A 13,114-nucleotide genomic window follows, 5' to 3' on the forward strand; every position below is an offset into this window, starting at 1 on the left:
CGTTCGGGGCGGGCAGCGGCAGCGCCCGGCCGTCACAGGCCCTGACAGGCGGGCCCGCCGTGCTCGCCCGACCTTCCGGATCACCACGAACGAAGGAGTCCCTCATGACCGACCTCACGGACCTCGCCTATCTGCCGGCCACCGAAGCACTGCGCCGGTTCCGCGACCGCTCGCTGTCCCCCGTCGAGCTGATGACCGCGGTCATCGCGCGCGCCGAGGCCGTCGAGCCGAAAGTCAACGCCCTGGCCGAGCGCACCTTCGACGAGGCACTCGCCGCCGCCCGCGAGGCCGAGGCACGCTACGCGGGCAAGGGTGAGCCGCCCCGCCCGCTGGAGGGGCTGGCCGTCGCGACGAAGGAGGAGCAGCCCATCGCCGGCCGCCGCGCCACGGACGGCTCCCTGGCATACGAGAACGAGATCGCCGACGAGACCCACCCGGTCGTCGAGCGCGTCCTCGCGGCAGGCGGCATCGTGCACGCGCGGACCACGACGCCCGAGTTCAGCTGTGCGGCGGTCACCCAGTCGCGGCTGTGGGGCGTCACCCGCAACCCGTGGAACCTTCAGTTCTCGCCCGGCGGCTCCTCGGGCGGCGCCGGCGCCGCGCTCGCGGCGGGCGAGACCACCCTCGCGACCGGCTCCGACATCGGCGGCTCGATCCGCATACCCGCCTCGTCCACGGGTACGGTCGGCTTCAAGCCGCCGTACGGGCGCGTGCCGGCGATGGCTCCGTTCAACCTCGACACGTACTGCCACGACGGCCCGATGGCCCGCACCGTCGCCGACTGCGCCCTGCTGGAGAACGTCATCGCCGGGCCGCACCCGCTCGACAGCGTCTCCGTGAAGCCCAAGCTGGTCCTGCCGGACCGCTTCGAGGGCGCCGAGGGCCTTCGCGTCGCCCTGTCGGTCACCCTCGGGGACTGGCAGGTCGACCCCGAGGTCGAGGCCAACACGCGCGCGGTCGCCGAGGCACTGCGCGCCGCCGGAGCGATCGTCGAGGAGGTCGAGGTCGCGATCACGCGTGCGGACGTCATGAAGGCCGCGATGATCCACTTCGGCACGATCTTCGGCCCGTACATCGCGTCGGTCGCCGCCGAGCACGGCGACAAGCTGACGCGGTACGCGCTGGCCTTCGCCGAGCGGGCCGGCCGCGCCGCCCGCGAGCCGGGCAGCTTCCTTCAGGGCCTGACCACAGAGGGCGCGGTGCAGGCGGAGATCGGCGCGCTCCTCGAACGGTACGACGTGCTGCTCTGCCCCACCCTCGCCATCCCGGCCTACGCGGCGGACGACGACTACACGTCGACGAAGGTCGTCATCAACGGCGTCGAGCTGGACGATTATCTGGAGGCGTCGCTCACCACGGTGTTCAATATCGCCAGCCGCTGCCCCGTGCTGAGCGTGCCGTCCGGATTCGCATCGACCGGCGTTCCGACGGGAGTGCAGATCGTCGGGCGTACGTACGACGACACCACAGTCTTCCGCGCCGCGTCGGCGATCGAGGCTGTCCGTCCCTGGAACCGCATTCCGGCCCTGTGACCCCGGCACGGGTGCGCGTGCGCCCAGAAGTTGCCGCGCGCACCGCGGGCACGGGTGGCGCTCGATGTCGTCCGCGTCGGTCTAAGGCTCTTGAGGGTCCGTCATGAGCCCGAATTTTCACACAATGCAACTCTCAGAACGGGGTCCGACCGCTTTTGAGTGAGAACGAGTTGTGCGAACCGATCGAGGACCCGGAGGGCCTTTCCGGCCCTCAAGTGATCTTGCTCGGGCAAAGGACCGTTTGTGAGACTCTTCGCGCGTGGGTGCGGCGTGCGCCGGAGATGTGGAGGAGCCGAGCTGGCCGACCGAGGTGTGCGACGCGTGCGGCGTGGTGATCGACCGGATCTCGACAGCATGTTCGGTACCGACGAGATGACCGCTCCTCCCGTTATCGGCGGTTAGACGTCTGGGCGGGCGCCGCGTGTGGCGCCCGCCGATGCGGCCACCACGCACAGCACCGCGATCCACTGCGACCAGTGCAGCGACTCCTGGAGCACGATGAGGCCGATGAGGGCCGCCATCGCTGGTTCGAGGCTCATCAGGATGCCGAACACGCGTGGTGGGATCTTGCGTAGTGCTTCCAGATCCAGCGAGTACGGGATCACCGACGACAGCAGTGCCACGCCGAGCCCCGCAACCAGGACCCACGGCTGAATCAGCGCCGTTCCGCTGTCGGCCACGCCGAATGGCACAGCCACCAGTGCCGCGACGGCCATTCCCAGAGCCAGACCATTGCCTTCCGTGGTGTGGCGGCCCAGCGCCGAGCCGACCAGGATGTACAGGCCCCAGCACGTTCCTGCGGCGAGGGCGAACAGAAAACCGACAAGGTTGAGGTCGCCGCGTCCCTCCATCAGCAGGACCACACCGCCTGCCGCGAGCACGGCCCAGAAAGCGTCCAGCCATCGCCTCGACCCGGCCAGGGCCACCGCCAGCGGCCCGAGGAACTCGATGGTTACCGCGATCCCCAGCGGGAGCCGGGCCAGCGCCTGGTAGAAGCACAGGTTCATCAAGCCGAGAATCACGCCGTAGCTGAGCACCACTGTCCACGTGCGACGATTCATGCGCAGTGACGGCCGCCACAACAGCATCAGCACCGCCGCCGCGAAGAACAGTCGCAACGCGACTGTCCCGAAGCTGCCCACTGCGCTGAACAGGTTCTTGGCCAATGCCGAGCCCACCTGAACGCTGACGATGCCGAGCAGCACCAGCGCCGTTGGCCGGATCGCGCCGAAGGTACGTCCGGCCAGCACGGTCAGGGAGAAGCGGGGGGACGGGGCGCGTTTGGTCCTGTCGCCGTTCATGGTGGCCACGTGTGGAGTATCGACGATCGGGCGCCGCGCGTCTCGTGATTTTCCATCGCCACCCGGGTCAGCCCGGTGGGCGCGCTGTGCAGCACCGGGCCATTGCGCGATGCCGCCTGGCTTGCCGTAGCGCACGGACGTCTCGGACGGCGTCAGCCTCCGCGTCCTGCTCGAGTTCCCCGACCGCCGTCAGGATCTCGGCGTCAGCGCTTCCGCCTTCTCCCGCGCGGCCTGGACGGGGACGTCGGCGTCGATGTGCTGGAGCACGGTGCGGTAGTTCCCGATCAACGCCTCGACGATGGCCTGCTGTTGCTCCCGGATCAGCGCCAGCAGCTGGGCCAGCAGGTGCTCGTCGCAGTCGGTACGGGTGGCAGCCCACTCAACCTCGTCACGGCTCGGCGCGAAGAACAGATGCAGCTCATGCGCGGTGATCAGCCGCTTGAACCGCGGATACGCGGTCCTCTCGATCGAGGTCACAACCCACCCCGCCCCAGACGGAACCCAACATCACCACCAACGACGCCGAGCCGAACGGGCGACGGGGTTGGGGCGCTCAACGATCCAAGATCATCCCGTGGCGGGTTTCTGGCGTATCTGGGTCATGCCCGAAGACCGCGAATCGGCGCTACCTGGACAACGCTCGACCCGTACTGGCACGGCAGGGAGTGAGCTGACGTTGACCCATCGTCCAGGTCAACATACATATAAGAGCCAGCGTCTTCGCTGCTGCTCCTGGTCGACTACTGAACGGATCCCCCGTGCAACCCTCCGTCGAGACGACCGGATTGCCCACGCACCGTTCGCGCCCCGGCGAGTCCACGCGTGTCGGTGTCGGCTGGGAACGGCATCGTGTGCCGCTCCTGGCCACGGCCCTTTCCGCACCCCTGTATGCGATCTGGGCGATCTGGCTCGCCACCGGCGGCGGAGACCTCGCAGCTCAGGTGTCCTGGACCGATTTCGTCTCGCAGCATCCCGGCACCCCATACAACCTGTCCTGGTACGGCGGCATCCACGTCGGTAACTACAGCGTCATCGCACCGCAGTTAATGGCCTTGTGCGGTGTGCGGACCGTCACCGTGCTCTCCGGAATGGCTGCCTCCTGGCTGGCGGCGAGTCTGTTCGTGCGCAGTGGGGTGCGCAGCCCTCTGTGGCCCGCCCTCCTGGCAACGCTGACCCTTTGGTGCAACGTGGCCTCCGGGCGCTCCACCTTCGCTCTGGGCGTAGCCCTCGCCCTGGTCTCGTGTCTGGTGCTTGCAGGGGGTTCGCACCGCCTGGTCCCAGCCGGTGTCTTCGGTGCGTTGGCCACCATGGCCAGTCCAGTTGCCGGACTCTTCCTCCTGGTCGTGGGTGCAGGCCGGCTGCTGGAGCGGGACTGGCGCAGAGCCGCGGTGCTGTGTGTCCCGCCTGCGGTCGTGGTCGGACTCACCACCCTGCTGTTTCCCTTCAGCGGCGAGATGCCGATGGCGACGAGCGATGTCTGGAAGCCGGTTCTCTTCAGCCTGCTGCTCGTTGCGCTGGCGCCACGAGAGTGGAGAGTGCTGCGCTACGGCGCGGGGGTCTACGCGGTCGGGGTTGTGCTGACCGTCCTCATTCCGTCACCGGTGGGCTCCAACGTCATCCGTCTCGCCGAGTTGTTCGGACCCCCCGTCCTACTTGCCGCGCTGTTGGCCCGCGGCGTACAGGTGGCGCGCAGGATCGCTTTCGGTGCGGCGGTGGCACTGTCCCTGCAGTGGGTCACACAGCACGCCGTCCATGTACTGGAGATGTCAACTCCCGTTCCTGCATGGGCTACTGAGGCGAAGGGCGTGGTGGCCGCTCTCGACCGGCTGGGCGCCGACCGCACGCGCGTCGAAGTGGTACCTGCCATCAACCACCGGGAGGCCACCGTCCTCGGCCCGCACGTCAACCTGGCCCGTGGCTGGAATCGCCAGCTCGACGTGGAGCGCGGAGCGCTCTTCTACGACGGTTCCTTCTCCGCCGAGAACTACCGTTCCTGGCTTGACCATTGGGCGGTGGGATACGTCGTCCTGCCGGAAGGCGCCCCGGACTGGGCCGCGAAGGACGAGGCCGCACTCGTCCGCGACGAGCCGACCTGGCTGAAGCCCGTGTGGCGGGACACCCATTGGCGCGTCTATCAGGTCGAGGACGCGGTGCCCATGGTGTCGGGTGCCGGTTCGTCCGTCGTCAGCAGCGACGGAGCCGGCGTCGTCGTGCGGGCCCGCGAGCGCGGGTCGGTGATCCTGCGCATCTCCTACTCTCCCTGGCTGCAGGCCGACACCGGATGTCTGGAACGGGCGGGCGAGTGGACACGGCTGAAGGTGTCGGCGGCCGGTGAATACCGGATCGGCTCCTCGTATCGACCCCTCCGGCAGGGAACGTGCTGAGCGAGTACGTATCGCACATGCCGAGGGGCTGGGGGTCCGGGCCGAGGCCGGACCACTCGGTCGTCTCCCGCTCGTCGGTGGTGGGACCAACTCCGCCGCACGGGAATCAGCACCCCACTTCCAAACCGTGCCGAATATCGCATGTCGGGCGGATCCCCTGAGCGCCTCACCGGAGCCCTGGCAAGGGCCCCGCGGCAGCCCCATGGTGCCCGCGCGCACAGCCGCCTCCGGAACTATGGTCCCCCACCACATACGCCCCTGACCTGCCCCTTCCTACGGTGTGGCGACACGGAATCGTCCCCGCCAACCGTCCGGAAGTGGTATCCATGGCTGCCTCGGCATCCGCCCCGCCGACCACCCGCTCGCTCAAGCGCATCGTCGCCGCGAGCCTCATCGGGACCACCATCGAGTGGTACGACTTCTTTCTCTACGGGTCAGCAGCCGCGCTGGTCTTCAACAAGCTGTTCTTCCCCGACTCCGACCCGCTCGTCGGAACGCTCCTCTCCTTCCTCACCTATGCGGTCGGCTTCGCCGCCCGGCCGCTCGGTGCCCTGGTCTTCGGGCACTACGGCGACCGGCTCGGCCGTAAGAAACTGCTGGTGCTGAGCCTGCTGCTGATGGGAGGTGCGACCTTCGCCATCGGGCTGCTGCCCACGCATGCCACCGTCGGCGCCGCCGCTCCCGTACTGCTCACAGTGCTGCGTCTGGTGCAGGGCTTCGCCCTCGGTGGTGAGTGGGGCGGGGCCGTGCTGCTGGTGTCGGAGCACGGGGATGCGAAGCGGCGCGGGTTCTGGGCCTCCTGGCCGCAGACCGGGGCGCCGGCCGGGCAGTTGCTCGCCACCGGAGTGCTCTCCGCGCTCACCGCGCTGATGTCGGACTCGGCCTTCGGGGCGTGGGGCTGGCGTATCCCGTTCCTGCTCTCCGGTGTGCTGGTGGCCGTCGGCTTGTGGATTCGTCTCTCTGTCGATGAATCGCCGGTGTTCAAGGCGGCGTTGGCGCAGGCCGAGGAGCGCAAGGCGGCCGCGGCGGCTGCCGAGAAGATGCCGCTCGTCGCCGTGCTGCGGCACCACTGGCGGGATGTGCTCATCGCCATGGGCGCCAGGATGGCGGAGAACATCAGCTACTACGTGATCACCGCGTTCATCCTCGTCTACGCGACGACGGCCGCCGACCTGAGCAAGCAGACGGCGCTGAACGCCGTACTCATCGCCTCCGCCATCCACTTCGCGGTCATCCCGATGTGGGGTGCGCTGTCGGACCGGATCGGCCGCAAGCCCGTCTATCTGGTCGGGGCGGTCGGTGTGGGACTGTGGATGTTCCCGTTCTTCGCACTGATCGACAGCCGCAGCTTCGGCAGTCTGCTGCTCGCCGTCACGGTCGGGCTCATCTTCCACGGGGCGATGTACGCACCGCAGGCGGCCTTCTTCTCGGAGATGTTCGCGACCCGTATGCGGTACTCGGGTGCGTCGATCGGTGCGCAGTTCTCATCGGTCGCGGCCGGTGCTCCGGCGCCGCTCATCGCCACCGCGCTGCTCGCGGACTACCACACCTCGACGCCGATCTCGCTGTACGTCATCGCCGCGGCGCTCATCACCGTCCTGGCGGTCGTGTGCGCCAAGGAGACCCGCCACCGGGATCTCACGGACATCGAGGCGACGGCGGAGCCGGACGCGCCCGCGGTGCTGCCCGCCGATGCCCGTATCGCCTGAGTTCCGGTGGCCGGACGGGCCGGGGAACCGGCCCGTCCGGCCACGGTGCGTGTACTACCGCGTCACGGCTGGACCGTCGGCTCGAACCAGGTCGGTTCGTCGGTCAGGGACTGCTTGATCCGGAGGAGACCGAACTCGTTCAACGGCGGCAGGGCGTCGAGCGGGAACCAGTCCACCTCCAGGGACTCGTCGTCATTGACGCGCGCCTGACCGCCGGTCGCCCTGCAGCGGAAGGTGATGTCCATGAACTGGCACCGGTCGCCATTGGCGTACTGCACAGGGTTCAGCGCCTGGGTGAGCACCACCCGCTCCGCCACACAGTGAACGGCGGTCTCCTCGTACACCTCGCGCACCGCCGTCGTCGCGGGCTGCTCTCCCGGTTCGCAGATGCCGCCGATGAGCGCCCACTTGCCGGTGTCGGAGCGTCTGCCGAGCAGAACCCTGCCCTCGTCGTCGAAGACCACGGCGCTGACGCCCGGCAGCAGGAGCAGCTGTGTGCCCGCCGTGGCACGGATTTCACGGATGAAGTCAGGAATGGCCATGCGCCGACCCTACGTGGCCCACGCCACCGTTCAGCGTCCTCGGCGCGCCCGTACCGACCTGACGGTCACCCAGCCCAGTCCCGCTGCGGCGATCAGCACGAGCAGCCCTTCGGGGAGCGTGCCCAGCCGGGTCGCGGGGGTCAGCGAGGAGCGCAGCGGCACCTTGTCCACCAGCGCGTCCGGGGTGAACATCTTCGTCTTCTGGACGATCGTCCCGTCCGGGCGGATGACCGCGCTGACGCCGCTGGTGACGGGGACGACGACTGACCGGCTGTGTTCCACGGCCCGCACCCGGCTCATGGCCAGCTGCTGGTACGTCATCTCGCTGCGCCCGAAGGTGGCGTTGTTGCTGGGGACCGCGATCAGCTGGCTGCCGTGTTCGACCGTGTCCCGTACGGCGTCGTCGAACGCGGCCTCGTAGCAGGTGACGAGCCCCACCTTGGTGCCCGCGAGGTCGAACACGCCGACCTTCTTGCCCGGTCCGAAGTCGCGCTGCACCCGGTCGACGTCGGAGCTGAAGATGCGTACGAAGGAACGCATCGGCATGTATTCGCCGAACGGCTGGACATGGCGCTTGTCGTACGTGGCGACGGGGCCGCCCGACGGGTCCCACTGGATGAGGGTGTTGCGCAGCTTGCCGGTGTCGGGCTCGATGACCGCGCCGACCACGGTGGGGGCGTTGATCGCCTTCACCGCGTCGTCGATGACGATCCGCGCGTCGGCATTGCGGTAGGGGTCGAGGTCGGAGGAGTTCTCGGGCCACAGGACGAAGTCGGGCTGCGGCACCTTGCCCGCCTTCACCTCGCGGGCGAGCTGTTCCGTGCGGCGTGCGTGGTTGTCAAGAACGGCGCGGCGCTGGGCGTTGAAGTCGAGTCCGAGGCGCGGCACATTGCCCTGGATCGCGGCGACGGTCGCGGTTCCGTCCTCCGCCGAGTCGTCGACGAGCGGGCGCGCCGCCAACGCCCCGGCCAGGGGTACGAGGACGGTCGCGGCCGCGGCGGCAACCGCGGCGCGGGGGATCCGGCCGGTGCTGCGGTACGTACGGAAGGAACGCACCGTTTCAAACAGGCCGAAGCCGCACAGCACCACCGCGAACGAGAGCAGCGGCGTGCCGCCCACTGCCGCGAGCGGCAGGAACACGCTGTCGGCCTGCCCGAAGGCGATCTTGCCCCAGGGGAACCCGCCGAACGGCACCCGGGCCCGGACCGCCTCGTCCAGGGCCCAGACCGCGGCGGCCCAGACCGGCCACCAGGCGAGCCGGGACACGGCGGCGATCCCGATGCAGCCCACGGCCACGAACAGCGCTTCGGCGGCGGCGAGCGCCAGCCACGGCACCGGGCCGACCTCCTCGCCCGTCCAGTGCAGCAGCGGCAGCATGAAGCCGAGCCCGGTGAGCAGGCCGAGGCCGAATCCGGCGCGCAGCCGACGGTCGTGCAGAACCCAGCCGAGCAGTGCGAAACCGGGCAGAACCAGCCACCACAGCGGTCGGGGCGGGAAGCTCAGATACAGCAGCACACCCGACAATACAGCCGCGGCCGGCCGTGCGAGCCGCGGCCGGAACCGTCTCCCCCGCGGCTGAGTGACGGAGGACTGCGGGTCGTCGACTGGGCTGATGGTGGCGCTCACCCGGCGGATTCTACGGTGGTGAGGCGAGCGCGGGGCAGGCCCGGGGTGGTACCGGAATGCATTCGGAATGTTTCCTGCCGGATCGTTCCTGCGCTTTTCCTCCACAAACCCGCACCATTCCCGTTACGGTGTGCGCCAGTCCCCCGCCGACCGGCCGGATCCGGCCGTCGTGGACGGGACGGTCACAGTTCGGGGGGGTCGGACACGATGACTGCACGGGCGGGCCGGTACGGGGCTCGGGAAGGCGGCAGCGCGTCCGATGCCGCCGGAGCCGTGATCCTCGCCGCCTGCGCGATCTGGTCCTTGATCAGCGCGGCCGGACGGGAGACCAGGCCGGAGGGTGTGCTGCTGGCGCTGCTGGCTGTCGCCGCAGGGTTCGCCTGCGGCCGGATCTGCGGCACGCTGCTGCCGGTGGCCACCGCGGCGGTCGCCGCCGTCGCCGCCCTCGTCCTGGCGCTCGCCTCGCGCGGTGGTATGCCGGGCGCCACCGCCGCTGCCGATGTCGCGCCCGGTCACACCGGGGCGGCGGCCGCGCTGCTGGTGCTGGCCGCGGGTGCCGCCTGCTGTGCGGCCGCGGCGGCCCGCCGGGCACCGGTGCGTCTCACGCTGCGACTGCTCGCGCTCGGCGCCGCCTGCGCCGCGCCGGCCATGCACTCGGTGGTCGGATTCGTCACGGCGTTCGGGGTGCTGCTCAGTTCGTTGGCCGCGGTCAGGATGCGCCGCAGACTGCTCGGCCTGACCGGGCTGGCGCTGGTCACGGCGCTGGTCGTCGGTGCGTCATGGGCGGTGGCCGAGGATGCGCTGCCCGACGGGCTGATGGTCTCTCTGGAGGGGCAGCTCACCCGGAACCGGGTGCTGCTCTGGCAGGACGCGGTGGATCTCGCCGAGGAGCATCCGCTGCTGGGCATCGGACCCGACCGGTTCGCCGAGCTCAGCCCCACCGCCCAGCAGACCGTGCGGTCGGACGGGAAACCCCACTCGGCGCCGCTGCAGCAGGCCGCCGAGCAGGGGATCGTGGGGGTGGCGCTGCTGGGGGCGGCGTTCGGCTGGCTGCTGTACGTGCTGTGGCGCTCACCCCGCACCACGGCGGTCGTCCTGACGGCGGGCGCCGCGCTCACCGCATTGGCGGCGCTGGCGAGTGTCGGGAACGCGCTGAGCTTCACGCCGGTGACGGCGGGCGTGGGGCTGCTCGCGGGGCTGGCCTCGGCCCGGCAGCCGATCGGGGACGGCACGCCGGGCACATCCCGTACGGAGAATGACGAGGATGCGGACCGTGCCGCGTACGGGACGGGGACCGCGGCCGGACGCCGTCCGCAGACCGGCCGCACCCCCCTCTGACGGGTGCGGCACTGCTGACCGCTCAGGCCCCGGCAGACGCGTCGGCTGCCGGCAGGTGGAGCCGTTCGCGGATGAACCGTACGCCCTCTTCCGCATCGTCCACCGTCACGGTGAACGTCCTGCCGTCGCCGAGCTCGAGCGCTAGGCCCTCTCCCCTGCGGACCACCACGGCTGTCCCCTGCTCGGGGCGCCAGCGGTAGCCCCAGCCGCCCCAGTGGCGGGGGGTGACCCGGGGGACGAACTCCGCCCCGACCACATGGGTGAGCAGGATCCGTCGGCGCGGCAGACCCATGTGGCCGCAGCGAACTTCCAGGGCGTCTCCGTCGACCCGCACGGCCACGTTCACAAAGGCGAGCGTCCCGAACAGCATGAGCAGTCCGGCCGCCACGCAGCCGATCACCGACATCAGCAGAGGGGCGATGCCGGAGGTCCAGTTGGAGCTCACGGCGAGCTCGATACCCAGTGCCAGGCACGCCGCACCGGCTGCGGCGAGCACCCACTGCGCCTTGTTGGTGGCCCGGCCGGTCCAGACGGCGGGAGCCGCCTCGGTGCCGGTGCGGCTCGGTTTCCGGGGGTGGTCCCTCATGCCAGCAGCGTACTCAGAATCCACGCAGCCGGGATGGGTCCGAACGGCCCTCGCTGAGCCGCCGACGGCTCAGCGGACGGGGCTGACGGCTGCCAGCAGCCGCCCCTCGGCGTAGGTCAGGGCGGCTTCCGGCAGCTCGGCGTCACGACCGCTCAGGAGCACGGTGAGGGAGGTGGCCGGCTCGGCCGACGGGGCGGGTGCGACCCCGATCCTGCGCAGCGCCTGGGCGGCGACGGCCCCGGCGGAGCCGTGCAGTGCTACGGGCGGCAGGCCGGGCTGCTGTACGGCGGCACGGATCCGTTCGGCGACCAGTTCGTAATGGGTGCAGCCGAGAACGACGGCCCGTACGCCCGGTGGAGTGAGCGCGGCGGCTGCGGCGACGGCACGGTCGATCGCGGCTTCGTCCGCGTTCTGCACGGCGTCGGCGAGACCGGGGCAGGGGACCTCGGTGACGTCGACGGAGCCGGCGAATTCGCGGATGAGTCCGCGCTGGTACGGACTGCCCGTCGTGGCGGGGGTCGCCCAGATGGCGACGGGTCCGCCGCCGGCCGCGGCCGGCTTGATCGCGGGGACGGTGCCGATGACGGGCAGCGTGGGTTCCAGCGCGGCACGGAGCGTCGGCAGGGCGTGTACGGAGGCGGTGTTGCAGGCGACGATCAGTGCGTCGGGCCGGTGTGCGGCGGCCGCGCGGGCCACGGCCAGCGCGTGCGCGGTCAGGTCCTGCGGCGTCCGCGGACCCCAGGGCATGTTGTCGGGGTCGGAGGAGAGCACCAGATCGGCGTCGGGCCTCAGCCGACGTACGGCGGCGGCCGCCGGGAGCAGGCCGATTCCGGAGTCCATGAGCGCGATCTTCACCCGGTCACCATAGTCGACCGCCCTTGCGGTCTCGTCGGAGTGGGGCAGACTGCGGCGAATGAGCGCCGTTGCCTGGATCGCCGTGGGTTCGCTGGCCGCATGGGTGTGGCTACTGCTGGGACAGGGGTTCTTCTGGCGGACCGACCAGCGGCTGCCTCGGCGTGCGGGGCCGGACCGCTGGCCGTCGGTCGCGATCGTCGTGCCCGCGCGTGACGAAGCCGACATGCTGCCGGTGAGCCTGCCGTCGCTGCAGGCGCAGGACTATCCGGGGGCAGCGGAGATCTTCCTGGTCGACGACTGCAGCAAGGACGGCACCGGTGATCTCGCCCGTGCGCTGTCCGTGCGGTACGGCGGGCTGCCGGTGACGGTGGTGTCTCCCGGGGAGCCGGAGTCCGGCTGGACGGGCAAGCTCTGGGCCGTACGGCACGGGATCGCGCTCGCGCGGGCCCGGGAGCCGGCGCCGGAATTTCTGCTGCTCACGGACGCGGACATCGCGCATGAGCCGGACAGTCTGCGGGAGCTCGTCGCCGCCGCTTGCTCCGGCGGGTTCGATCTGGTCTCGCAGATGGCCCGGCTGCGGGTGGCGAGCGTCTGGGAGCGCCTTGTCGTGCCGGCGTTCGTGTACTTCTTCGCGCAGCTCTATCCGTTCCGGTGGGTGAACCGGGCGAAGGCACGGACCGCGGCCGCGGCGGGCGGCTGTGTTCTGCTGCGGACCGAGGCCGCCGAGCGGGCGCGGGTTCCGGAGTCCATCCGGCAGGCGGTCATCGACGACGTGTCGCTGGCACGTGCGGTGAAGCGCAGCGGCGGGCGGATCTGGCTGGGGCTCGCGGAGCGGGTGGACAGTGTGCGGCCGTATCCCCGGCTGGCGGATCTGTGGCGGATGGTCTCGCGCAGCGCGTACGCACAGTTGCGGCACAGCCCGGTTCTGCTCATCGGTACGGTGCTGGGTCTCGCGCTCGTCTATCTCGCCCCGCCGGTCACACTGGCGGCAGGGCTGCTGGGCAGCGATCGGCCGGCGGCGTGGGCAGGTGGCGCGGCGTGGGCCGTGATGGCGGGGACGTACATGCCGATGCTCGGCTACTACCGGCAGTCGATGTGGCTCGCGCCGTTGCTGCCGTTCACCGCCGTGCTGTATCTGCTGATGACGGTGGATTCGGCGGTGCAGCACCACCGCGGCCGCGGCGCGGCCTGGAAGGGACGCACCTACGCCCGTCCCGAGGCCGCACCGGACCGATGAGCGG

At 70.5% G+C, this 13,114-nt stretch carries 11 protein-coding genes; 5 read left to right on the forward strand and 6 right to left on the reverse strand.

Annotated elements, in window-relative coordinates; all coding sequences use genetic code 11:
• Window positions 1-104: 104 nt before the first annotated feature.
• On the forward strand, window positions 105-1,532 hold the full coding sequence (locus ACWD6R_RS24555) for an amidase (RefSeq protein ID WP_451820662.1): 1,428 nt from the start codon (window positions 105-107) through the stop codon (window positions 1,530-1,532).
• Window positions 1,533-1,930: 398 nt separating this feature from the next.
• Here ACWD6R_RS24555 and ACWD6R_RS24560 read toward each other — a convergent pair whose 3' ends face one another.
• Window positions 1,931-2,833, reverse strand: a complete 903-nt coding sequence (locus tag ACWD6R_RS24560) for an EamA family transporter (RefSeq protein WP_451820691.1) — start codon at window positions 2,831-2,833, stop codon at window positions 1,931-1,933.
• Window positions 2,834-3,022: 189 nt separating this feature from the next.
• A complete protein-coding gene (locus ACWD6R_RS24565; RefSeq protein WP_451820663.1) occupies window positions 3,023-3,310 on the reverse strand; it encodes a hypothetical protein in 288 nt (95 codons plus the stop codon).
• Between the two features lie 281 nt (window positions 3,311-3,591).
• On the opposite strand from ACWD6R_RS24565, the gene ACWD6R_RS24570 reads away from it, so the two are divergent.
• Complete coding sequence (locus ACWD6R_RS24570; RefSeq protein WP_451820664.1) at window positions 3,592-5,217, forward strand: glycosyltransferase family 87 protein; 1,626 nt, start codon at window positions 3,592-3,594, stop codon at window positions 5,215-5,217.
• A gap of 326 nt (window positions 5,218-5,543) precedes the next feature.
• The gene (locus tag ACWD6R_RS24575) at window positions 5,544-6,926 is read left to right on the forward strand and encodes an MFS transporter (protein ID WP_451820665.1); all 1,383 of its coding nucleotides are present in this window, start codon (window positions 5,544-5,546) and stop codon (window positions 6,924-6,926) included.
• Window positions 6,927-6,988: 62 nt separating this feature from the next.
• Here ACWD6R_RS24575 and ACWD6R_RS24580 read toward each other — a convergent pair whose 3' ends face one another.
• Window positions 6,989-7,468, reverse strand: a complete 480-nt coding sequence (locus ACWD6R_RS24580) for an NUDIX hydrolase (RefSeq protein WP_451820666.1) — start codon at window positions 7,466-7,468, stop codon at window positions 6,989-6,991.
• A 30-nt stretch (window positions 7,469-7,498) separates the two neighbouring features.
• Window positions 7,499-9,094 (reverse strand): apolipoprotein N-acyltransferase, encoded by a 1,596-nt coding sequence (gene lnt / locus ACWD6R_RS24585; RefSeq protein ID WP_451820667.1) that lies wholly within the window; start codon window positions 9,092-9,094, stop codon window positions 7,499-7,501.
• 207 nt (window positions 9,095-9,301) lie between these two features.
• Between lnt and ACWD6R_RS24590 the strand changes: the two genes are divergently transcribed.
• The gene (locus ACWD6R_RS24590; protein ID WP_451820668.1) at window positions 9,302-10,432 is read left to right on the forward strand and encodes an O-antigen ligase family protein; all 1,131 of its coding nucleotides are present in this window, start codon (window positions 9,302-9,304) and stop codon (window positions 10,430-10,432) included.
• Between the two features lie 22 nt (window positions 10,433-10,454).
• Here the strand turns inward: ACWD6R_RS24590 and ACWD6R_RS24595 are convergent, their stop codons facing one another.
• Window positions 10,455-11,018, reverse strand: a complete 564-nt coding sequence (locus tag ACWD6R_RS24595) for a hypothetical protein (RefSeq protein WP_451820669.1) — start codon at window positions 11,016-11,018, stop codon at window positions 10,455-10,457.
• Between the two features lie 69 nt (window positions 11,019-11,087).
• On the reverse strand, window positions 11,088-11,873 hold the full coding sequence (locus ACWD6R_RS24600) for a glutamate racemase (protein WP_451820670.1): 786 nt from the start codon (window positions 11,871-11,873) through the stop codon (window positions 11,088-11,090).
• Between the two features lie 58 nt (window positions 11,874-11,931).
• Here ACWD6R_RS24600 and ACWD6R_RS24605 point away from each other — a divergent pair, with 58 nt between their 5' ends.
• Complete coding sequence (locus tag ACWD6R_RS24605) at window positions 11,932-13,110, forward strand: glycosyltransferase (RefSeq protein WP_451820671.1); 1,179 nt, start codon at window positions 11,932-11,934, stop codon at window positions 13,108-13,110.
• Window positions 13,111-13,114 lie beyond the last annotated feature (4 nt).

It is taken from the genome of Streptomyces sp. NPDC005151 (genome assembly GCF_053599875.1).